The organism is Janthinobacterium sp. GW822-FHT07H10, from assembly GCF_058798675.1.
This window is the reverse complement of the sequence record NZ_JBXAKS010000006.1, coordinates 155,450-177,877: the sequence shown is the minus strand read 5'-3', so window position 1 is coordinate 177,877 and position 22,428 is coordinate 155,450. Positions and strand designations below refer to the sequence as shown.

The following is a 22,428-nucleotide window of genomic DNA, read 5'->3' as shown; positions in this document are numbered from 1 at the left end:
GGTTGCTTGCCAGACCGCTATGCGAAAAAAGAATACTGTAGCCAGGAACCCCGGCGCGGCCCCCGTCACTCGCAACGTGCCCGGTGCCGGAAGGCGCGTCACCTCGTATGACGTGGCCCTGCTGGCCGGCGTCTCGCAGTCGGCCGTGTCGCGTTGCTTCAAACCGGGCGCCAGCGTCTCGCCCGCCACGCACGCCAAGGTCATGCAGGCGGCCATCACCCTCGACTACATTCCCAACGCGGCCGCGCGCAGCCTGATCACGCGCCGCTCGAACCTGGTGGCGGTCATCACTTCCAACCTGGCCAACCTCTACTATCCGCAAGTGCTGTCCGAGCTGAGCCAGCAAATCGCGCGCCTGGGCAAGCGCCTGCTGCTGTTTACCCTGGAGCGCGAGGCCGACATCGGCAAGGTCCTCGGCGACGTCTGGCAATACCAGGTCGACGGCGCCGTCGTGGCCGCCAGCCTGTCGGACGAGCAGCTGGTCGAGTTCGGCCGCCGCGACGTGCCGCTGGTGCTGTTCAACCGCAGCCCGCGCGAGCACGCCGTACATGCCGTGCTGTGCGACCGGGCCGAGGCGGCGCGCCTGCTCGTGTCGCGCCTGGCCGAGGCGGGCCACCGCCAGTTCGCCATCATCGACGGCCCCGGCGATTCGGCCGTGGCGCAGGAACGCAAGGCCGGCGTGCTGGACCGCCTGCTGAGCCTGGGCTTGCCCGCCCCCATCGTCGTCAGCGGCAACTACGACTACGCCAGCGGCGGGCGCGGCTTGCGCAAGGTCATCGACCGCTTGGGCCGCGTGCCCGATGCCGTCATTTGCGGCAACGACATCATGGCCATCGGCTGCCTGGACACGGCGCGCCACCAGATGGGCATCCAGGTGCCGCTGCAGATGTCCGTGGCCGGCTTCGACGCGCTGGAAGCATCCGGCTGGCTCAGCTATGACATCACCACCTTGCGCCAGCCCGTGCAAAAGATGGCCGCCGACGCCGTCGCCATGCTGGGCGAACTGATGGAGCGGCGCGGCGGCCTCGCCGAGCGGCGCCGCTATTGCTCGTATCTGGTGGAAGGCAGTACGGCACGGCTGACTTGCGAGCCGGCCTACATGGCACAGCGCCTCGGCATGATGGCCGCCGCCTAGAACGCCTGAGAAAACGCCTGTGGCGTTGTTGCCGGGTCTACGCTGGTCTTGCGCCGTACTCGCGTACTGTCGTCGGGGCGGCGCCCCGCCCGGGCATTTTTCAGCCGTCCTCGTTCTCGGAGGCATAAAAAAACCTCGCACGAATGCGAGGTTTTTTCACTTCCACCACCAAACAATCAACCGAAGATCTTGCCCTTCAGCATGTTCAAACCCTGGCTGACGAGGTCATTGCCTTCCGGTACCTGGCCATCCGGCGTCAGCTTGTCGATCAGCTGCGGCAGCAGGGCCGCCAGGCCGCCGAGGGCGGCGTCCGGGGCGACGCCGGCTTTTTCCGCGATTTGCGTGACCGTGTCGCTGCCCAGTGCATCCTTGATCTGTTCGCCGGACACGGGCGCGTTCGCGCCGGTGCCGATCCAGCTGGCCACTTGATCGCCGAGGCCGCTTTCCTGGAATTTCTGCAGCAGGCCGGGCAAGCCGCCATGCTGGTTGACCAGGTCCATCACGCTACCCAGCAGTCCCGATTGCGCGTCGCCATCCGTGCCCTTATTGCCCAAAGCGCTCATCGCCTGTCCTGCAAGTTGATCTAGCAAACTCATCGTATTCTCCTGAACGCTATCCATTAGTGCCGCGTGATTGCGGCATTCGTCAAGGCCGGCACTCATTCTCCGACACACACAACCATTATACTATGAATAATAAAAATGCCATAATTACAATTTAACAGGAAGCCAAAAACAGGCTCGACTACAAGTTCGCCCACCTCCATCATATTTACTTCGGCACAACTTGCAAGCGTAAATTGACGGTTCACAAAAACGTGTAGAATTAATTTTCCTACTTACTGAGGAGTATCAAGAGATGAACATCAATAAAGCGGTAGACAAGGCCTACGAGAAAAAGACGTTCAAGGAAATCGCCGATGCGCCCGTCGATGCGCTGCAAGGCGTGAGCGAGAAGGATGCGGAGCTGCTCAAGCAGGCCTTCAATATCAAGACCGTGCGCGACCTGGCGAACCTGAAATACTCGAAATGGGCGCGCGCCATCGTCACCCTCGCCGATACGGAAGAATAAGACAGGGACATGCCCGAGGCATACCCGTCAGCACAGCCCGCCTCCGTCGGCGGGCTTTTTCATTTTGGCGCGCCAGCGGCTGGCAAGCCGATAGCCACGCGGAGGCGCGCTTGGCGACCCCATTGACGCTGCCCGGCATCTGCTGGCCATTGCAGGCGAGCACGGGCCATCTCGCCATGACGACACAGCACATCACGGGCCACTTCCGCGCCGGCGCGGGCCTGGACGCCATCGTCCTGTGCGATGTGCAACCCGCCGGCAAGTTTCGCAACGGCGCGGCGCGCCACTGGTGCCGCACCCATCAATGCTACTGGGGCACGCGGGCAGACGTCGACGGCTTGCAGGCGACGCGGCAGCTGCGCTGCCGCCAGCACGCCAGCCCCATGGGCTATGTGCTGTATCCGGAACTGTTCGACACCAGCCAGTTTCACGCCATCACCGTGCGCCAGGCTGCGACAGGCCTGCTGCAGCTGCGCGCCCGCGCCGATGCCGGCGGCGCCCTGTTCAGCCGCGACGTGCCGGCCCTGGCCATCGATTGCCGCACCCTGCCCGGCCTGTTTCACCCCGACATCGTGCAGCTGAACATCACGCCGCCGGCCGCGCACGCCTTCGCCGCCGCGCTGCAAGCCGGCGTGCCGCTCGGCTGCAGCGACTGCGCCCGCTGCGGCCACCCGCACCTGGACCTGGGCGATTTCGCGCTGGCGCCGCACCGCCGCCATACGTGCGGCCACTGCGGCCACGACGCCACGCACAGCCCCGGCGCCATCGTTTCGACGCCCCTGTGGCGCTTGCGCGAATACGCCAGACGCGCGCCCGCACGCATCGCGCAATGCTTCTGAAGGTGCGCTTGGCCACAGTCAGGGCTGGCGCCAGCGCGTAGACTGGCCGCATCACCACCACGAGGACAGCCCCATGCCACACGCGCAACACCAGGACGAGGACGGCCAGTCAGGCGACGCAGGCGATTTGTCCGATCTGCTCAGCGAATTGCGCATCCTCCTGCCCGGTGCGCAGATGCTGACGGCCTTCCTCATCATCCTGCCATTCAATGGCGGCTTCGCCAAGATCGTGCAGGCGGAAAAGATCGTCTTCCTGCTGACGTTTTTCCTTTCCATGACCAGCCTGGTGCTGCTCAGCGCGCCAGCCATCCAGCACCGCGTGATGCGCCCGCTGCAAGACCGCGAACGCTTCAAGCGCGTGGCCGACCGCATCATGATGGCCGGGGCGTTGTCGCTGGCGCTGGCGTTTATCCTGGGCACGAACCTGGTGATCTCGGAAGTCTTCGGCCACATCGCCGGCATCGTCGCCTGCGCGCTGATGGGTTCACTCATCCTCTGCATGTGGTGGTGGCTGCCCCTGCATTTGAAGCACGCCAGGAAAATCTAGGCGGCTACGCCCGCCTGTTCCAGCAAGGTTGCGCGGAAAATTCCCACCAGCGGGCGCAGGTTGACCTTGTGCCAGGCCAGCCACAGCGGCGTGCGATAGCTGAACCATGGCAAGGCGCGCACGACGACGCCGGCCGGCGCGTGCTGGCGCAGGCTGTGCTGGATCATGGCCATGCCCAGCCCGGCCGCCACCAGCCCCAGCGCCGTCAGCGGTTCCGTCGCTTCCAGGCGGATATCGGGCGTGAAGCCGGCGCGCGCGCAGGCGGCGACGAAATTATCGTGTTTCAACGCGCTTTCCTTGTGCAGCACGGCAATCCATTCCTGGCCCGCCAGGTCGGCGGGGCTCAGCTCGGCCTTGGCCGCCAGCGGATGCGTCTCCGGCAAGGCCAGCAGCATGGGGTCGCTCAGCACCTGCGCGCAATCGAGGTCGGGGTCGTTCGGCAGCGGCGGTTCGCACAGCAGGGCGATGTCGAGGCTGCGCTGGCGCAAGCCTTCGATCTGCTCGGCCGAATGCAGGTTGTACAGGGAGATGTGCACTTGCGGCCGCGTGGCGCGCAAGGCGCGCAGGCCGTCCGGCAAGACGCCCGCATGCATGGCGTTCTCGATATAGCCGATGCACAGGCCCCCTTCATCGCCGCGCCCCAGCCGCTTCGCCAGCGCTTCCAGGCGGTTGCCATGGGTAATGAAGGCGCGCGCTTCGGCCAGGAAGGTGTGGCCGTCGCGCGTCAAACGGATGCGCTGGGCGCTGCGCTCGAACAGGGTCAGGCCCAGCTTGTCTTCGAGCTGGGCGATCTGCCGGCTCAGCGGGGATTGGGAAATATGCAGGCGCTCGGCGGCGCGCCCCACGTGTTCTTCCTCGGCGACGGCGATGAAGTATTGCAACTGGCGTATATCAAGCATATCAGACCTTATAGGACTCAAGTTACGCCAATTATGTCTTGGACAGGCTTAACTTGTCCAGCTATTCTGTCTCTACTCCTCCACACATTGAAAGAAAACACCATGACAATCAAACACTTACTGACAGGCAAACTGGGTTTCGGCACGGCGCCGCTGGGCAATATGTTCCGCAACATTCCTGAAGCCGAGGCGCTGGCCACCGTCGACGCGGCCTGGGACAGCGGCATCCGCTACTTCGACACGGCCCCGTTCTACGGCGCCGGCCTGGCCGAACTGCGCCTGAGCGCGGCCCTGAAACAGCGCCGCCGCGACGATTATGTCTTGAGCACCAAGGTCGGCCGCCTCATCCTCGACGAACTGGAAGACCCGGCTGCCCGCGAACTGGGCGAAAAAGGCGGCTTGTTCGAATTCGGCCGCAAGAACAAGATCGTCGACGATTACTCGGCCGACGCCACCCTGCGCTCGATCGAAGACAGCTTGAAGCGCCTGGACACGGATCGCCTCGACATCGTCTGGGTGCACGACATCGCGCAGGATTTCCACGGCGACAACTGGCTGGCGCAGTTCGAGATTGCCCGCACGGGCGCCTTCCGCGCGCTGACCCGCTTGCGCGAAGAAGGCGTGATCAAGGCCTGGGGCGTGGGCGTGAACAAGGTGGAACCGCTGGAACTGACCCTGGGCCTGGCCGAAGCACAGCCCGACGCCTTCCTGCTGGCCGGGCGCTACACCCTGCTCGACCATGAACGGGCGCTGCAGCGTCTGATGCCGGCCGCGGCAGCGCAAAACGTCGACATCGTCGTCGGCGGCCCCTACAGTTCGGGCATCCTGGCCGGCGGCGCGCATTTCGAATACCAGAAGGCCTCGCCCGCGATCATCGCCAAAGTGGAACGTATCAAGGCCATCGCCGCGCGCCATGGCGTCAGCGTGAAGGCGGCCGCCCTGCAATTCTCGCTGGCCAACCCGGCCGTGGCCGCCGTGATCCCCGGCGCCAGCCGCCCGGAACGCCTGGCCGAAGACCTGGCGGCATTGACCAGCGTCATCCCCGCCGCCTTCTGGCAGGACATGCGCGCCGAACAGCTGGTGTCGGCCTTCGCCCCGCTGCCAGGCGACGCCATCTAATTAATATAGACACAAGGAACTCAGCATGGCACATACCACCACCTCGATCGACATTGCCGCCACGCCGGCGCAAGTATGGCAACTGATAGGCGGCTTCAATTCGCTGCCCGACTGGCTGCCCTACATTCCCAGCAGCACCCTCAGTGAGGGTGGCCGCATCCGCCACCTGGCCAACCCGGCCGGCGACGTCATCGTCGAGCAGCTGGAAGCGTACGACAATGCGGCGCGCAGCTACAGCTATTCCATCCTGCAGGCGCCGTTTCCCGCCAGCGATTACTTATCGACCTTGCAAGTGGAAGCACTTGCCGGCGGCGATGGCGCCAGGGTCACCTGGTCGGGCCGCTTTACGCCCGTCGGCGTGAGCGAGCAGGAAGTGACGGAGCTGTTCCACGGCATTTATGCGGCCGGCCTGGAAGCGCTGCAGCAATCGTTGCGCAAGTCATCCGGCAACTAGCGGCAATTCCGCCACAGAGCGACTTTCTTCACCGCCTCTGTGGCGGAATCCGGCGTTTTCCGTGTTATCGTTAACAACAAGGACAAGCGATAGCGTGTGCAGTGCAGCATATTTTGGCCGGCCGCCGGCAGAACTTGCCCGAATCTTTTACAATATTGTCTGTGGGCAGCTATTCCAGCCCGAAATGCCGGGCGGTTTCCTGCTCCTTGCCTTTCTTCACTTCGCATCCGGTGGCGCATTGCCATCCCTGCGGCTGAGCCACAGCACGCTACTTCACCCGGTTCCACCGTTACCCTACCAATAAGAACATGCACGCATCCGTAGATCCCCTGATTCCGCGCGTCACCGCGCCTTTTGGCGCTGGTTACGCCGACCTGGCCCTGGCCATCGGCGGCCTCGCCATCGGCACGGGCGAATTCGCCTCCATGAGCATCCTGCCCGTGGTGGCCGACGACCTGGGCACCACCTTGCCGCAGATGAGCCACATGATCAGCGCCTATGCGCTGGGCGTGGTCATCGGCGCGCCCCTGATCACGATCTTCCTGGCGCGCATGCCGCGCCGGCTGATGCTGATCTGTCTGATGCTGATGTTCGCTGGCGGCAACTTGCTTAGCGCCATCGCGCCCAACTACGGCTTGCTGGTCGTTGCCCGTTTCGTTGCCGGCATCCCGCACGGCGCCTATTTCGGCGTGGCGGCGCTGGTGGCGGCCGCGCTGGCCGAACCGGACAAGCGGGGCCAGGCCGTCGCGCGCGTCCTGATGGGCTTGACCGTGGCAAATATCTTCGGCGTGCCGCTGGCCACCTACATCGGCCAGACCCTGGGCTGGCGCTCGGCCTTTTTGCTGGTCGCCGCGCTGGGCCTGCTGACCATGCTGATGGTGCGCATCTTCGTGCCCATGGTCGCCGCCGGCGACTCGAGCCCGCGCCGCGAACTGGGCGTGTTCCGCCGCCTGCAAGTGTGGCTGACCCTGCTGATGGTGGCGATCGGCTTCGGCGGCATGTTCGCCGTCTACACCTTCATCACGCCAACCTTGCTGGAAATCACGAAAGTCTCGCCCCTCGTCATTTCCATCTTGCTGGCCATCATCGGTATCGGCATGACGGTGGGTAATCTGATCGGCGGCTGGCTGGCCGACCGCTCGCGCCTGTGGACTATCTTCGGCGTGCTGCTGTGGAACGTGGCCGCGCTGGCCGCCTTCACCTATACCAGCAGCAATGTGTGGTTGACGGCGATCAACCTGTTCGCCATCGGCGCCGGCATCGCCGTCGCCCCGGCCGTGCAGACGCGCTTGATGGACGTGGCCGGCGACGCGCAAACCGTGGCCGCCGCCCTCAACCATTCCGCCTTCAACATCGCCAACGCACTGGGCGCCTGGGCCGGCGGCATCGCCATCGCCATGGGCATGGGCTTGCGCTCGACCGGCTGGGTCGGCGCCATGCTGGCCTGCGGCGGCATCGTCGTGCTCGGCATTTCCGTGCTGGTGGAAAATCGCAGCCGCAACCTGGGCGGCGTACAGCCGGCCTGATGAGTTAAGCGGGCGGCGGCCTGATCAGGCTGCCGCACATTTGCCTGCGGCTAGGTGGCCAGGGCAAACGCCACCGCCGCCTCGCAATGAATGGCCGTCGTATTAAATAGCGGCACATCCACATCGCCCTGCCGGATCAGCAGCGGTATCTCCGTGCATCCCAGTATCACGCCCTGCGCGCCCTGCAGCCGCAATTTCTCGATGACGTCCAGGAAGATTTTCCGGCTGGCGTCGGTAAAGATATTCTGCACCAGTTCCGTGTAGATAATGTCGTGGAGGATGTCCTGGTCGGCCGCATCGGGCGTCACCGTGGCGATGCCCAGCTGCTCCAGCGCCTGGTGATAGAAACTGCCTGCCATCGTCTGCTTGACACCCAGCAAGCCCACCGTGCGCAGGCCCGACAGTCGCACCGTTTTCGCCGTTTCCTCGACGATGCTGATGAACGGCAAGCCGATCCGCGGCACGATGGCCGGCGCAAAGCGGTGTGCGCCATTCGCGCACAGCAGGAAGAAATCCGCGCCCATGCCTTGCAGGCGCCGTCCTTCGCCAATCAGGAATTGCTCGATGGCGTGGGAGTCCGCTTGCGCCGCATGCGCGACGAAATCGGCCTGGTCGATACTGACCAGCAGGATGCGGGCGCTGTGCGCGGGCCCGATGCGCGCCACCAGCATTTCATTGATGAGCCGGTAGTATTCCAGTGTCGAGGCCCAGCCGATGCCGCCGATGAGCCCTATCGTCTTGTCTTGCACCTTGTTTCCCCTGCGAGATGAGTTGCGAAAATTATACGGCGGCCAGCGCCGGTCATGCGCTGCCCATCAAGCGTCCAGCCACAGGAACAAGGCCTTGTCCGGCGTGGCGCACTGCTGCCATTTCGATTGCAATTCCAGCAGGAATCCGGCCAGGTCGACGGGATTGACCTCCAGGCCGGCCCACGGCGCGGTCTGCGCCCATGCCACGGCGATATCGGCCAGGTTGTCGGCCGTCATCCGCTCGAACGCCAGCGCAATCGCGGCGTTGAACACGTAAAGTTCGCGTCCCGGGATAGGCACCTGCCGGATGGCAGGTGCCGCCGAGCGGGTCAGCAATTGCCCCAGCGACGCAAAATCGAGTTCGCCGGGCAAGGTGATGCCGGTGACGGGAAAAGAATCGCAGGCGTCCTCCCAGCTGGCACATGCGCGCATCCCGGCGTGGGAACAGACAAAGATATCGATTTTTTTCATGTTGCAGTCATGCGGCACGATCACGTGCCGGTTGCGTCATGCCGGTCCGACGTCTCGCGGCGATATGCGCGTGCAAAGGCGGCCAGGCTCTCCGCCTGCGCCCACAGGCTGGCGATATAGTGAAACTCCTCCTCGAACGGCTGCTCGAAGTTCTGTACGTCCGTCGCATACTCGCAATTGCGGCTCAGCATGACCAGCCAGTCGGGATAGCCCAGCGCCGGATACAAGCGGGTCAATATGGCATCGAGCGACTGCACGCTTTCCCGGCCCGCCAGGTAGGCGGCGCGCAGTTCGGCGATGTATTTACCCGCCAGAAATTGCGCGTTCAGCCGCCCGGCGCCCCGGTAGCGCTCGATGATCACCTCCGCCAGCGGCAGCACTTCGTCGGCCCCCCTTGCGCTGGCCAGCAGCACGATTTCCAGGTCCTCGCCTTCCTGGTCCAGGCCCAGACGCTCCACGGCCCAGTCCACGCAGCGGTCAGCCTGGGCAAAGCCCATGCTGAGCTGGAAAGCGGCAATTTCAAGTTCTGTCAGTTGTTCCATGTTTTTTCATTCGAGTGCAGTGACGGCCATGCCGAGTCCGGCCTTACGCGAGATTCAGCATCTTTTGCAACACCGCATCGAGCTCATAGAAGTCCACGGGCTTGGTCAGGTGCAAGTCAAACCCCGCGTCGGAGGCCATCTTGCGGTCCTTGTCCTGGCCCCAGCCTGTCACGGCGACGAGGATGGCATCTCGACCGCACGGCTGGGAGCGCAGCAGGCGCGCCACCTCGTAGCCATTCATGTGCGGCAGGCCGATGTCGAGCAGGATGACTTGCGGCAGAAACGTTTGCGCGGCCGCCATGCCGGCCGCGCCGTCGTAAGCCGTCTGCACTGCGTAGCCGAGGATGTCGAGCGCCAGCGCCAGGCTTTCGGCGGCGTCGGCGCTGTCGTCGATGACGAGTACCTTGCCTTCGCGCGTGCCGGCCAGCAGGCGCCGGTCGACAGGGGGCGGCGGCGCCAGCGGCACGGCGGGCAGCGGCAGGCGCAACTCGAACGTGCTGCCCTGCCCCACGCCGTCGCTGTGCGCGCTGACACTGCCGCCGTGCAATTCGGCCAGGCCGCGCACCAGCGACAGGCCGATGCCCAGGCCGCCCTGGGCGCGCGACAGGGCCGGCTCCAGCTGGGAAAACATGTCGAAGACGGTTTCCAGGTGCTCGGGCGCAATGCCGATGCCCGCGTCGCGCACGCTGATGCGCACCTCGCTGGCCGTGCAGCTGACGGCCAGCCAGATCGCGCCGCCCGGCGGCGTGTACTTGACGGCGTTGGTCAGCAGGTTGGCGATCATCTGGCCCAGGCGCGTGGCGTCGGCGTCGAGCCAGATGGCTTGCGGCCATTGCTCCACGTGCACGCTGTGGCCGGACTGCGCGACCAGGCCCGCCACGCTGTGCAGCGCCGCCTCCACCACGGGCGCCAGTTCCACGCTGTCGCGGCGCAATTCCAGGCGGCCGCGCGTGATGCGCGACACTTCCATCAAGTCATCGACCAGGTGCGTCATGTGGCCCACCTGGCGCCCCAGCACGTCGCGCGCCCAGCACAGCTGCGGATCGTCCAGCTGCGCCAGCCGCAATACTTCCAGCACGTTGCGCATCGGCGCCAGCGGGTTGCGCAGCTCGTGCGCCAGGGTCGCCAAAAACTCGTCCTTGCGCCGGTCGGCGGCCGCCAGCTGCTCGTTGAGCACGCCAGCCTCGGTGCGCGCCAGTTGCAGTTGCTGCTCGTATTTGCGGCGGTCACTGGCGACAAAGACGGCGATCTCGTCATAGCGCACGCCGTCGTGCACGCGCCGCACGGCGTTGAACAGCATGGGGATGGCTTGCCCCTGGCGCTGGCGCATGTCGAGCAGCACTTCCGAGACGCTGCCCTGCACCTGCATCAGCGGCAGCCAGTGCGTCTGGTGGAACACGCGTCCGCCGATGGTCAGCAAGTCCTGCAGTTTCTTTTTTCCGATCAATTCCCCTGCGCCATAGCCGAGCCAGCCGCAAAAGGTGGCGTTCGCCTGCACGATGGTGCCGTCGCTGCTGCACAGCAGCAAGCCGCAGGCGGCATGCTGGAACAGGGTATGGGCGTCAGGCAAGGAAGGCATGGCGTCGCGCATCACAGGTGCAGTCCGTCGAGAAAGTGGCGGATGGCGCGGTAGCTGGCGTCAGGCGCACTCATATGCGGGCAATGGCCCACATTCTCGACCACTTGCAGGCTGCTGAGCGGCAACATCTCGCGCAGGTAATGTCCCACGGACGGCGGCGCGATGAAGTCGTCACTGCATTGCACGACCAGGGCCGGCGTGCTGTTGCGCGGCAAGACGGCGCGGTGGTCGGACAGAAAGGTCGCTTGCGCGAAATGCCGGGCGATGGCGGGATCGGTGCGGCAAAAGCTGCGCGCCAGGTCGTCGCCCAGCGCGGGCTGCCCCGGCGCCCCCATGATGGCGGGCGCCATGCCGGCGGACCAGCCCAGGTAATTGCTGTCCATGGCATTGAGCAAGTCGTCGATATCGGCGCGGCTGAAGCCGCCACGGTAGCCGGCCGCCTCATCGTCGATGTAGCATGGCGATGGCGCCAGCATGACTTGTGCGGCAAACAGCGGCGGTTCGGCGATACTGGCCAGCAAGGCGCTCATGGCGCTGACGGAATGGCCGACGCAAATGACGGGGCCGCCGCCGACGGCATGGATGACCCGGCGCAGATCGGCGCCATGGGCGTCGAGCCGGGCATAGCTATCGAAATCATAGGCGCCGAGGTCGGACGCGCCACTGCCGAGCAGGTCGAACAGCACGGTGCGGTAGCGCGGGCGGAACAGCGGTTCCAGGTAACGCCACATGGTCTGGTCGCAGCCAAAGCCATGCATGAATACCATGGTGGCTGCCGCGCCCGCTTGTGGCGCCTGCGTGGCCTCGCTGACGCGGACATTGTGACGATCTTCTATGCGCATGCCGGTTCAGCCTTGAATATTTCCATGTGGAATGTAAGTTAGCATCTTGCTAGTATCTTAGCATGCGCATTTTATGCAAGGCCAGCAGCATCGCTGCTGGACAAACGGGGCGCTCAGGCGGATAATGAGAACGATTCCCATTATCAAACTACCGGACCTGCGTCCGGTGTAACTCTGTGCGCCGCGATGGCGCCCGCTGGCGGCAACAAGCCGGTTTTATTTTGAAGGTTTGTACCGCATGCGCGCTTTCTGGACTGTCATACACCGCTGGGCCGGCCTGACCATCGCCCTCTTCCTCATCGTTGCCGGACTGACGGGCGCCATCACCTCGTGGGACCACGAACTCGACGAATGGCTCAACGCGGACATCATGGAAACGCCGGGCCGTGGCCCCCTGCAGCAGCCGTTTGCGCTGGCGCAAAAAGTCGCTGCCGCCGACCCGCGCGCGCAAGTCAATTACATGACCCTGGGACTGGAAGAAGGCCACGCCGCGGCCTTCATGGTGCGTCCGCTGACGGATCCGGCCACCAACAAACCGTTCGTGCTCGACTACAACACCGTCTACATTGACCCCGTCACGGCGCAGATCACGGGCACGCGCGACTCGACCGCCATTTCCCTGTCGCGCCGCAGCCTGATGCCCTTCCTGCGCCATCTGCACTACAGCCTGCACGTGCCCGCCTTCTGGGGCACGGACCGCTGGGGCTACTGGCTGATGGGCAGCGTGGCCCTGATCTGGCTGCTCGACAGCATGGTGGCGTTGTACCTGACCACGCCGCGCCGTTTGCGCCCGCGCGCGCACGACGAGGCGCCGCGCCACCGCGACGCCGCCGGCTGGTGGCAGCGCTGGAAACCGTCGTGGGTGGTGCGCTGGGCGGCCGGCGGCTACAAGCTCAACTTCGATCTGCACCGCGCGGGCGGCCTGTGGGTGTGGATCATCCTCATCGTCGTCGCATTCACGTCGTTCTCGCTGAACCTGTACCGCGAAGTGTTTTACCCCGTCATGTCGCTCGTCTCGACCACCACGCCGGGTCCGTATGAAACGCAGACGCCGGCACCGTACGGCACGTATATCGAGCCCGCCATCGGCTTCGAGCAGGCGGTAGACATTGCCAAAAAACAAGCCGTGCAGCGCGGCATCACCGCCCCTATCGGCGGCATTTATTACGGCGGCAATTATTCGTTCTACAACGTCTCCTTCTTCGACCCGGCCGACGAATTCGGCACGGCCGGCATGGGCCTGTCGAACCTGTACGTCGATGGCATGGACGGCACCATCATCGGCCAGCACAAGCCCTGGGAAGGCACGGCCGCCGACGTCTTCGTGCAGCTGCAATTCCCGCTGCACTCGGGCCGCATCCTCGGCATGCCGGGGCGCATCATGATGTCCTTCATGGGCGTGATGGTGGCGATGCTGTCGGTGACGGGCATCGTCATCTGGGAACGCAAGCGGCGCTCGCGCCGGCTGCAGGCGAAGAAGGCCGTAAAACCCGCCTGAGCCTGAAACAGCAACTTCATCCGGGCACAAACGGGCTGGCCCTCTCCCGCGCGCCAGCCCGTGCCGCCACAGCTTGCCACCGGCATGCATACGCCCGCGACGGACAAGACCATCGCACCTCTGCACTTTACTACACGGTAGCTGGCACATGCCGGCTGCTGTGCGTCCGTCATCCAGGCAACTGACCATTCCCCGCGCAGCACCCTCAAACGCAGTTAACTTGCATTAGCATTGGGCGCCAGCTATTATTGCAACTCAATTGCATTTATAGCGCCACGCGTCTGCTATTTCTGCCGCCAGCAACGCTTTCCGCCCCTTTTCAGAGAGACCTATGCGCCATCACGTATTCGCAGCCGCCATGCTGTCCACTGCCCCGATCGCTTATGCGGCGGACGACGTCACCCTGCAGACCATCAAGGTGCGGGCAGACAGGCCATCATCCATCGACAGCGTCGTCATCGTCGACAATGAGCAAGCCCAGAACCGGACCCTGGGCGGCATGCTCGAACATGTCTCGGGCGTACAAAGCAGCGCGTTCGGGCCGAACGCCGGCGCACCGGTGATTCGCAGCCTGAGCGGTAGCCGCGTGCAGATCCTGGAGGACGGCCAGTCCATCCTCGGCATGAATGCGCTCAGCGGCGACATCAACATCCCTTTCGATCCGCTCTTCGTGCGCAGCGTCACCGTGAACAAGTCGTCGGATAGCGTGCGTTACGGCGGCAATGCCATCGGCGGCAGCGTCGACGTCGACTCCGGCATCGTGTCCAGGAAGATGGAAGACCAGGAGAAGGACCTGGAACTGGTTCTGCGCAAGGGCGTCAACGATGCCGATGCCCAGGGCTTGCGCATGAACTTCAACGATGGCAAGCACTTCTCGACCAATCTGCAGATGTCATTCCAGAAGATCGGGCATTACGCTATTCCGGGCAACAGCAAGGCAGGCGTGTGCAACAGCCAGCTGTTCCCGGTGAAAGGCGGCGTGAATACCTTCCTGGCCGACAGTTGCCAGAAGGAGGCGCGGATCCAGCAGATCTATAACAAGTCCTCGCAACCGTATATCGACCAGTTCATGACGGAAAATCCGGACTGGGCGGACGGTGATTTTTCCTTTTACACCAATCACCCGACCTCCGTCTGGCAGCGCAAGACCTATGTCAATCCCGCCAACCCCGCTTACGTGCCGGGCACGCCCATGACGGTGCAGAACAAGATCAACAAGGATGTGACCCCCGATTACCACAAGAAACTGGGGAACAGCTACGCCAGCAATTCCCATTTTGCCGTCGGCACCACCTACTTTTTTGATGGCGGCTACGTGGCCGCCAGCCTCGATACCAAGGACAGCAAGTACGGCGTCCCGGGCTTTTCCATGGAAAACCAGTCGTTCGGCTCGAATTATGCCGAGGGCCTGCCGGTCGGCGTCGTGATCAAGCAGGATAAATATGCGCTGGAAGCCCATCTGCGTGACCCTGTCGCGTACCTTGAAAGCGCGCAGCTGCGCGTGTCGCGCCTGAACAATGCATCGGGAGAACGTCTCGGCGCTGCCAAGGCGAATGACTACCAGTTCGACACCAATCAGGCCGAACTGCTGCTTGCGCAGCGGCGCGCCGGCCCGTTGAGCGGCTTGCTTGGCCTGAGCCATCGGGTCCGGGAGATCACCGGCAGCGGTCCGCAGCTATACCTGCCCGATACGAGCACGGTCAGCAGCGCGCTATTCGTCAAGGAAAGCCTCGACCTCGACTGGGCCACCTTCGATGCCGGCTTGCGCCATGAAAAAGTGGAGCATGAAATACGCAAGAGCCAATTCAAGACGTCCAGGAATGCGAGCAACTCCAAACTCGAGGACAAGGCGTTCAGCCTGAACAGCTATAGCCTGGGCGCCTCGGCCAAGCTTGGCCCGCTTTTCGGTGCGAAGATGCGCTATGCCTCGTCGGAACGGGCGCCCGATGTCAATGAGCTGTATGCGAGCAACCGGCACTATTCGATCATGACCCAGGAAGAGGGAAACCAGAAACTCAAGGCCGAACGCGCCAGGAATACCGAGCTCACCGCCTTGTTCGGCCATCGCGGCTTCAACCTGTCCGCAACCGGCTACATCATGAAATACGAGAATTATCTCTACCTTGGCCACTCGGGCGCCCAGATGGCGAATCGCCTGCCCTTGAAGTACTGGAAGCAGACCGATACGACGGTCAGGGGATTCGAGGTCGACGCTTCCCAGGCGCTGCAGCTTGGCGGCTACGGCAAGCTGGACATCTCCGTGTTTGCCGACCTGGTCAAGAACAAGGCGGACAATCCGGACAAGTTGCGCGCGCACAATGACGGCGCCTACCTGCCCAATATGCCCACCAACCGCTACGGCGCCAATGTGCTGTGGGAAAACAAGGGCTGGAAAACCAGGCTTTCCGGCACCCGCTACGACAAGCAGCAGTACCTGGGCAAGAGTGTCAGCGAGGAAGTCCCGCTCGATGGCTACACCATGGTGAACTTCCAGGTGAGCCGCGAGATCCGGGTGCCGAATGCGCCGTTTGCCGGCATCGAGGTATTTATCAGCGGCACCAACCTGCTCGATGCCGATGCCCGGCCGCATAATTCCCCACTGAAATACATCGCGCCCTTGCCAGGCCGGGGTTTCCAGCTTGGAGTGAACGCCAGGCTGTAACGGGCCTTGACGCGGTGCAACATGCGGGGGTGCTGCGCCCGCACGGGCGTGCGGGCGCAGTCAGCGCGACTCTGCGACACGCCCAGGCAACGCCGCCCTGGGCGCCTCTCGGGCCCGCGATCGCGACCCGCACCGGGACGCTTAAATGGCGCTGTCCCACGGCGCCGACAGCCGCACGGCGCAGTTGATCAAGCCCACCATCGAATACGTCTGCGGAAAATTACCCCACATCTCGCCCGTCACGGGGTGCGTGTCTTCCGACAGCAGGCCCAGGTGATTGCGCGCCATCAACATCGTTTCAAATATCTTGCGCGCCTCGTCCTTCCTGCCGATGCGCGCCAGCGCGTCGATGCGCCAGAAGGTGCAGATATTGAAGGCGGTCTCGGGCTTGCCGAAGTCGTCGGGCGCTTCGTAGCGGCGCATGTAGGGGCCGTCGCACAGCGACGCTTCCAGCGCATCGACGGTGGCGATGAAGCGCGGGTCCATGGGGTCGATGAAGTTGACTTCCGCCATCAGCAGGACCGAGGCATCGAGGTCGCGCCCGCCCAGGCTTTCCGCGAACGCCTGGCGCTCTTCGCTCCACGCCTCGCGTAGCAGGCGTTCGCGGATCAGCACGGCGCGGCTGCTCCAGTGCTCGGCCCGGTCGGGCAAGCCCAGCTTGTGCGCCACTTTCGCCAGGCGGTCGCAGGCGGCCCAGCTCATCAGCATGGACGAGGTATGGACGCGGGCCCGCGTGCGCAGCTCCCACATGCCCGCGTCCGGTTCCGCATGCAGGCGGAAAGCCTGGTCGCCCACGGCTTCCAGCGCGGCAAACTCCGCCTTGCCGGCCCGGTGGAACAGCCGGTGGTCGAGGAAAGCCTGCGCCGCACCGAGCACGATATTGCCGTACACATCGTGCTGGAAGTGTTCCTGCGCCTGGTTGCCCACGCGCACGGGGCCATTGCCGCGGTAGCCGGGCAAATGGTCGAGCATGGATTCGGGCAACTGCTCTTCCAGGCCGATGCCGTACAGGGGCTGGATGTGGCCGCCCTTCGAGCGGGCGACGATATTCGTCAGCCAGCGCAAATACTCTTCCATGGTGCCCACTTCGGACAGGCTGTTCAGGGCGCGCACGACGAAGAAGGCGTCGCGCAGCCAGCAGTAGCGGTAATCCCAGTTGCGGCTGCTGCCCGGTGCTTCGGGGATGCTGGTGGTCATGGCGGCGATGATGGCGCCCGTGTCTTCATACAAGGACAGCTTCAAGGTGATGGCGGCGCGGATGACCACGTCCTGCCATTCCAGCGGCACGGCCAGCCGGCGCGTGTAGGTGCGCCAGTAATTGATGGTGTCCTTTTCGAAGATGCGCGCCGTCTCGTCGATGCCGCCGGCCAGGGTTTCATCGGGGCCCAGCAGGAAGTTGGCGGTGCTTCCCAGCACGAAATAGGTTTCGCTCAAGACATAGTTGAGCGACACGTCCGTGTTCAGGCGCAGGGTCTGTTCCGGCCCCACATAGCGGATGTGGTGGCTGCCCTGCGTGATCTGCGGCGCCAGCCGGCCCCAGTCGTAGCGGGGACGCAGGCGCACGCGGATGCGCACGGCCCGGTCCAGCGGACGCACGCGGCGGATCAGCATCAGCGGGCGGAACATGCGGTCGCGGCTGAGGAAGCGCGGCGCGAAATCCGTGATTTCCACGCCGCGCCCGTCCGTGTCGTACAGGCGCGTGCGCAGCACGGCCGTGTTCGGCTCATAAAACTGTTCGCTGCGGGCAAAGTTTTCAATATCGATGCCCCACACGCTGCCGTTTTCCGAGGCGTCCAGCAAGCTGTTGAAGACGGGGTCGCCATCGAAACGGGGCAGGCACGACCAGACGACCTGCCCTGCCTGGTCGATCAGGGCGCTGAACGCGCAATTGCCCACCACGCCGCAGTTCAGGCTGGCCTGGATGGGCGTGACGGGTGCCGACGCGGCCGTGGCCGTGACGGCAGCGGCCAGCGTGCCGGCGGCGGCGCTGGGCGTTGCATGGGACTGCTCATGGGACGTCGTCATCGGCTACTCCTGAATGGGGGGATGGGGCGGCCGGCAAGGCCGCTTGCAGCAAGACCGCGCGCAAGGCAGCGGGGCTGGCCAGGCGCAGGACGGCGGCGCTGGGGCCGCTGCCCACTTTCACGCCCTGCCCGCCCGCCTGTTGCACATGGGCAAAGCCGGCCTCGTCGGTGGTGTCATCGCCCGCGAACACGGGCTGGCGGCCGGCAAACGGCGTTTCCGCCATGAAGGCGGCGATGGCGCCGCCCTTGTCGGTGGCGGCCGGCTTGGCTTCCAGGACCATTTTGCCATGCAATAGCAAAACCCCGGGGCACGCTTGCACGGCCGCCGTCATTTCCTGCACGCACAGCGGCTCCAGCTGCGGCGCCAGCCGGTAATGCAGGGCCACGGCGCCGCGTTTCTGCTCGACCAGCAAACCCGGGTGGCGCTCCGCCAGCGCCTCGGCGCGCGCCAGCACGGACGACACGTCGGGCGTGGGCGCCAGATGCAGGCGGCCATCGGCGCTGCGCCGCTCCACGCCATGCACGCCGGCCACCGGCAGGCGCAGGGGCGCCAGCATGGCGTCGATCTGCGCCACGGGGCGGCCGGAAATGATGGCCAGCGCGCCGCCGTGGCGTTCGGCCAGCAGCGCCAGCGCGTGCGCCACGCCCGGCGCCACGCGCACGCCGTCGGGCGTGGGCGCCAGGTCGACCAGGGTGCCGTCGAAATCGAGGAAGACGGCCGCTGCGGGATTAGCCAGCAGCTGCAGCAAGGCTTGACCATCGTCACTATGCGTCGCCATCAAATCCCCTTGCGCCGCTTGATGCGGCTGTGGGCGTCGATCTTGGTCATGACCTTGTCGCGCTGGCGCAGGCGGGCCGCGTCGAGCAGCATGCGCCCGGCCCAGCGGTAGACATTGAAATGCTTGACTCTGGCCCGCATGCTCTTCATGCGCTCGCGCTGCTCCACGGGCGGCATCACGAGGGCGCGGTACAGGGCGTCGGCGCCCTGCTCGATGTGATACGGGTTGATGATCAGCGCCTCGTGCAGCTCGCGCGCGGCGCCCGTGAATTGCGACAGCACCAGCACGCCCATCTCGTCGTCGCGCGCGGCAATGAATTCCTTGGCCACCAGGTTCATGCCGTCATGCAAGCTCGTCACCATGCACACTTCGGACGCGCGGAAATAGCGCTGCAAGTCATCCTGGCCGTGGTGCTCGGCCTTCAGCAGGATGGGCACGTAGTTGCCGCTGCCGAAACGCCGGTTGATGCGTTCGACCATCTTGCGCACCCTGGCATCGAAGCTTTGATATTCATCGAGCGAAGCGCGGCTGGGCGCGGCGATCTGCACAAACGTGAAGTTCCCCACCATGCCAGGCTGCTGTTCCAGCATGCGCTCGACGGCCTGGAAGCGCTCGACGATGCCTTTCGTGTAATCGAGGCGGTCGACGCCGATGCCCAGCAGGTGGTCCGATGCCACGCCCAGTTCACCGCGAATCTGCGCGCGGCAGCTGGCCACGTCGGGCTGTCCGGGATTGTCGTCGGGCCAGGCGATGGAAATCGGGTAATCCTCGACCTGCGTCATCTCGCCGCCGTAGGAAATCACCGACGCTTCCGGCTCGATGCGCGTTTCCAGATAGCGGTCCACCGTTTCGAGGAAATTCTTGCGGTGAAATGGCGTGTGGAAGCCGAGGATGGTACTGCCCAGCAAGCCATCGAGGATTTCCTCGCGCCACGGACAAATGCCGAACGATTCCGAGTTCGGCCACGGGATATGCCAGAAAGTGATAATCGTCGCCTTCGGCAAGGCTTCGCGCACCATGCGCGGCAGCAAGGCAAAGTGATAATCCTGCACCAGCACGACGGGGTTGTCCGTCTTCGCCTCGGCGATCACGGCGTCGGCAAAGCGGCGGTTGACCTTCACGTACTGCTCCCAGTCGGACGAGCGGAACACGGGGCGCACGTGGGCGATATGGCATAGCGGCCACATGCCTTCATTGGCGAAACCATAATAATAGCCCTGCTCTTCCTCTTCCGTCAGCCACACGCGGCGCAAGGTGTAGCTGGGGTTGTCGGGCGGCACGGGCACGTGGTCGAGCTTATCCACGGTTTCGCGGTCGGCCGAGCCGGCGCCGTGCGCGATCCAGGTGCCGGAACAGGCGCGCATCACCGCTTCCACGGCCGTCACCAGGCCGCTGGCCGGGCGCTGCACGGCAATACCAGCTTCCGTTTTGGTGTGGATATACGGTTCGCGGTTCGACACCACCAGCACCTGGTCGCCCGCCAGGTCCGCTTCGAGCAGGGCGCGCAGCTTTTCCGGCGTCCAGTCCGACGACCAGCCATTGTCGCCCTGGCGCTCCAGATGGTATTCCTGCAGCAATTCGCGCAGGTCGCCGATCAGCGGCTGCATTTCCGGCGGCGGGGCCGGCGTGGCGGCCGGTGCGCTGGCCGCATCGGCGGGCGCGGCCAGGTTCTTTTTCGTCAGCAATTCACCGCGCAGGATGTCCTTCACGGCCGCCAGCCAGCCGCGCCAGCTCAGGTGCGCCACGAACACGGTCATCAGGGAAATCAGCACGGCCAGCACGGCCAGGAAGGCAAAGATGAAGCGCTTGGTATCGGTATTGCGGCGCTCGACAAAGCTCATGTCCTGCACCAGCACGAGGCGGCCCAGCTGCGACGCATCCTGCATGACGGGCGTTTCGCTGATGTGGACCTGGCCTTGCGGCAATTGCGCGAGCGATTTGTACAGGCCGCCCGTCGATGGCGTGCTCCAGCAGCCGATCGAAGCGGGGTACTCGAGGGATTGGTAGAGCAAGTGGCCCGCGTTGTCGCAAAAGCCGATGGCGATCAGGCGTTCGTCGCGCGTGGCGCCCTGGAACAGTTCGCCGATGCGGCTGGCGTCGTGGGCGGGCAGGTATTCGGTGAGCGAGGGTCGGAGCGTGCCAGCGAGCAATTCCGCCCGGCTGTCGAGGTCGCGCACATACCAGCGCAGGGTGATATTGTCCAACAGGGGTACCACGATATAAGCAAACAATCCCAGCACCAGGGCCAGCGGCAGGATGAAGCGCAAGGACATTCGGAGTGATCGTACTATCATCGTTTTCCTTTGCAAACACAAAAAGCATGGCAAGTATGACTATGTTTCCAGTACGGCGACGCCCGTTTGCTTTCCGTATCGAAACGTCAGCGTGGGATGGCGCACCGCAGCAATTGCTTCCAGTATCTACCTGCATGGCGACCTTATCCGTTCGGCAACGCACGTCCCCGCTTTCTCGTCTGCCCGTAAAATAGAACGTTCCGACATCCATTTCACTTAACTACAAGGAGTTTTCGCCTATGGATCTCAGCACGTTTCACTCGCTGATGGGAGGCCCGCTGCGCTCGGCGCTGACCGTGCTCGTTTCCGCCCTGCTCGTCACCCTGGTCGCCATCGGCGTGCACCGGGCCGGCATCGGCTTGCTGAAAAGACTGGCCAACGGCCGGCCGTTCACCACCAACGCCACGCGCGTGGCCTTCCGCGCCAGCCAGCTGTGCGTGATCGTCTTCGGCCTGCGCATGGTGCTGGCCGGCGCGCCCGACGACACGCCGGGCTTGCTGGCCATGTCGCATGTCACCAGCGTGGCACTGATCATCGCGCTGACCTGGCTGGCCATGCAATGCATCCAGGCACTCTCCATCACGATTTCCGAAGTCAACCCCGTCGACGTGGCCGACAACCTGCGCGCGCGCCGCCTGATCACCCAGGCCCGCGTGCTGACGCGCAGCGCGCACGCCATCGTCGTCATCCTGGGCCTGGCTTTCGTCTTGCTGACCCTGCCCGGCGCGCGCCAGATCGGCGCCAGCCTGCTGGCGTCGGCCGGCGTGGCGGGCCTGGTGGCCGGTATCGCCGCCCGCCCCGTGCTCGGCAATTTCATCGCCGGCCTGCAGATTGCGTTTTCGCAGCCGATCCGCATCGATGACGTGCTGATCGTCAATGGCGAATGGGGCAAGGTCGAGGAAATCAAGGGCACGTACGTGGTCGTGCGCGTGTGGGACGAGCGCCGCCTGATCGTGCCGCTGCAGTGGTTCATCGAAAATCCGTTCGAGAACTGGACGCACAGCTCGTCAACCCTGCTGGGCACGGTGTTCCTGTGGCTCGATTTCAGCATTCCGCTCGAGCCGCTGCGCGCCGAACTCGCGCGCATCTGCGAAGCGGCGCCGCAATGGGACCGGCGCGTCTGCACCGTGCAGGCGACGGACTCGAACGAACGGGCCGTGCGCGTGCGCTTCCTGATCAGCGCGCAAGATTCGGGCACGGCCTTCGAGCTGCGCTGCATCGTGCGCGAGCAGATGCTGGCCTTCATCACGGCTAACTATCCGCACGGCCTGCCGCGCCTGCGCTCCACGCACGACCCGATCGAGGTGCGCGAGATGCAGGCGCAGAACGATAGCGTCTCGCTGCACAAGGCCTGAAAAACCTGCGGCGCGCTGCCCGCGCCCACCTGCCGCTAGAATA

20 protein-coding genes are annotated in these 22,428 nt (G+C 64.6%); 10 read left to right on the top strand and 10 right to left on the bottom strand.

The features are described from left to right. The first annotated feature begins 19 nt into the window (after positions 1-19). Entirely contained in the window at positions 20-1,135 is a 1,116-nt protein-coding gene (locus AC1RDJ_RS15895) for a LacI family DNA-binding transcriptional regulator (protein ID WP_493028041.1), read from the top strand. A gap of 176 nt (positions 1,136-1,311) precedes the next feature. Here the strand turns inward: AC1RDJ_RS15895 and AC1RDJ_RS15890 are convergent, their stop codons facing one another. Continuing rightward, entirely contained in the window at positions 1,312-1,698 is a 387-nt protein-coding gene (locus AC1RDJ_RS15890) for a YidB family protein (RefSeq protein ID WP_198043932.1), read from the bottom strand. 295 nt (positions 1,699-1,993) lie between these two features. On the opposite strand from AC1RDJ_RS15890, the gene AC1RDJ_RS15885 reads away from it, so the two are divergent. The 3 genes from AC1RDJ_RS15885 to AC1RDJ_RS15875 all read left to right on the top strand — a co-directional run bounded on the left by AC1RDJ_RS15885 (position 1,994) and on the right by AC1RDJ_RS15875 (position 3,592). Further along, positions 1,994-2,206 (top strand): hypothetical protein, encoded by a 213-nt coding sequence (locus AC1RDJ_RS15885; RefSeq protein WP_034751103.1) that lies wholly within the window; start codon positions 1,994-1,996, stop codon positions 2,204-2,206. Positions 2,207-2,316: 110 nt separating this feature from the next. Beyond that, on the top strand, positions 2,317-3,045 hold the full coding sequence (locus tag AC1RDJ_RS15880; protein ID WP_493028040.1) for a hypothetical protein: 729 nt from the start codon (positions 2,317-2,319) through the stop codon (positions 3,043-3,045). Between the two features lie 73 nt (positions 3,046-3,118). Then, a complete protein-coding gene (locus AC1RDJ_RS15875; RefSeq protein ID WP_071323787.1) occupies positions 3,119-3,592 on the top strand; it encodes a DUF6328 family protein in 474 nt (157 codons plus the stop codon). On the opposite strand, the gene AC1RDJ_RS15870 is transcribed toward AC1RDJ_RS15875, so the two are convergent. After that, positions 3,589-4,491, bottom strand: a complete 903-nt coding sequence (locus AC1RDJ_RS15870) for a LysR family transcriptional regulator (RefSeq protein WP_493028039.1) — start codon at positions 4,489-4,491, stop codon at positions 3,589-3,591. The genes AC1RDJ_RS15875 and AC1RDJ_RS15870 overlap by 4 nt on opposite strands. A gap of 102 nt (positions 4,492-4,593) precedes the next feature. Between AC1RDJ_RS15870 and AC1RDJ_RS15865 the strand changes: the two genes are divergently transcribed. The 3 genes from AC1RDJ_RS15865 (at position 4,594) to AC1RDJ_RS15855 (ending at position 7,590) form a co-directional block, all read left to right on the top strand. Further along, complete coding sequence (locus AC1RDJ_RS15865) at positions 4,594-5,610, top strand: aldo/keto reductase (RefSeq protein WP_493028038.1); 1,017 nt, start codon at positions 4,594-4,596, stop codon at positions 5,608-5,610. 25 nt (positions 5,611-5,635) lie between these two features. Next, positions 5,636-6,064, top strand: a complete 429-nt coding sequence (locus AC1RDJ_RS15860; RefSeq protein ID WP_071323790.1) for an SRPBCC family protein — start codon at positions 5,636-5,638, stop codon at positions 6,062-6,064. Positions 6,065-6,372: 308 nt separating this feature from the next. Beyond that, positions 6,373-7,590 carry an MFS transporter gene (locus AC1RDJ_RS15855; RefSeq protein ID WP_083411828.1) on the top strand — a complete coding sequence of 406 codons (1,218 nt, stop codon included), beginning with the start codon at positions 6,373-6,375 and terminating at the stop codon, positions 7,588-7,590. A gap of 50 nt (positions 7,591-7,640) precedes the next feature. On the opposite strand, the gene AC1RDJ_RS15850 is transcribed toward AC1RDJ_RS15855, so the two are convergent. From AC1RDJ_RS15850 to AC1RDJ_RS15830, 5 genes are all read right to left on the bottom strand, one after another. Further along, complete coding sequence (locus AC1RDJ_RS15850; RefSeq protein ID WP_493028036.1) at positions 7,641-8,339, bottom strand: aspartate/glutamate racemase family protein; 699 nt, start codon at positions 8,337-8,339, stop codon at positions 7,641-7,643. A gap of 66 nt (positions 8,340-8,405) precedes the next feature. Then, positions 8,406-8,810, bottom strand: a complete 405-nt coding sequence (locus AC1RDJ_RS15845; RefSeq protein ID WP_493028034.1) for a hypothetical protein — start codon at positions 8,808-8,810, stop codon at positions 8,406-8,408. A gap of 20 nt (positions 8,811-8,830) precedes the next feature. Beyond that, positions 8,831-9,352 (bottom strand): hypothetical protein, encoded by a 522-nt coding sequence (locus tag AC1RDJ_RS15840; RefSeq protein ID WP_493028033.1) that lies wholly within the window; start codon positions 9,350-9,352, stop codon positions 8,831-8,833. A 43-nt stretch (positions 9,353-9,395) separates the two neighbouring features. Continuing rightward, positions 9,396-10,931, bottom strand: coding sequence for a hybrid sensor histidine kinase/response regulator (locus tag AC1RDJ_RS15835; RefSeq protein ID WP_493028032.1), 1,536 nt, complete (start codon positions 10,929-10,931; stop codon positions 9,396-9,398). 11 nt (positions 10,932-10,942) lie between these two features. Then, positions 10,943-11,773 (bottom strand): alpha/beta fold hydrolase, encoded by an 831-nt coding sequence (locus AC1RDJ_RS15830; RefSeq protein WP_071323796.1) that lies wholly within the window; start codon positions 11,771-11,773, stop codon positions 10,943-10,945. Between the two features lie 238 nt (positions 11,774-12,011). Between AC1RDJ_RS15830 and AC1RDJ_RS15825 the strand changes: the two genes are divergently transcribed. Together AC1RDJ_RS15825 and AC1RDJ_RS15820 are read left to right on the top strand one after the other, a co-directional pair. After that, positions 12,012-13,271: a PepSY-associated TM helix domain-containing protein gene (locus AC1RDJ_RS15825; RefSeq protein ID WP_493028031.1), complete on the top strand. Its 1,260-nt coding sequence runs from the start codon at positions 12,012-12,014 to the stop codon at positions 13,269-13,271. A 358-nt stretch (positions 13,272-13,629) separates the two neighbouring features. Further along, positions 13,630-15,933, top strand: a complete 2,304-nt coding sequence (locus tag AC1RDJ_RS15820) for a TonB-dependent receptor (RefSeq protein WP_493028030.1) — start codon at positions 13,630-13,632, stop codon at positions 15,931-15,933. Between the two features lie 141 nt (positions 15,934-16,074). Here the strand turns inward: AC1RDJ_RS15820 and AC1RDJ_RS15815 are convergent, their stop codons facing one another. From AC1RDJ_RS15815 to AC1RDJ_RS15805, 3 genes are read right to left on the bottom strand one after another with little or no spacing between them, the layout of a single operon-like run. After that, positions 16,075-17,958 (bottom strand): glycoside hydrolase family 15 protein, encoded by a 1,884-nt coding sequence (locus AC1RDJ_RS15815; RefSeq protein WP_493028029.1) that lies wholly within the window; start codon positions 17,956-17,958, stop codon positions 16,075-16,077. Beyond that, positions 17,942-18,736, bottom strand: a complete 795-nt coding sequence (gene otsB, locus AC1RDJ_RS15810; protein ID WP_493028028.1) for a trehalose-phosphatase — start codon at positions 18,734-18,736, stop codon at positions 17,942-17,944. Before otsB ends, AC1RDJ_RS15815 begins: the two co-directional genes overlap by 17 nt. Further along, the gene (locus tag AC1RDJ_RS15805; RefSeq protein ID WP_493028027.1) at positions 18,736-21,009 is read right to left on the bottom strand and encodes an alpha,alpha-trehalose-phosphate synthase (UDP-forming); all 2,274 of its coding nucleotides are present in this window, start codon (positions 21,007-21,009) and stop codon (positions 18,736-18,738) included. Before AC1RDJ_RS15805 ends, otsB begins: the two co-directional genes overlap by 1 nt. A gap of 260 nt (positions 21,010-21,269) precedes the next feature. On the opposite strand from AC1RDJ_RS15805, the gene AC1RDJ_RS15800 reads away from it, so the two are divergent. Next, complete coding sequence (locus AC1RDJ_RS15800) at positions 21,270-22,385, top strand: mechanosensitive ion channel family protein (protein ID WP_071323800.1); 1,116 nt, start codon at positions 21,270-21,272, stop codon at positions 22,383-22,385. Positions 22,386-22,428: the final 43 nt, after the last annotated feature.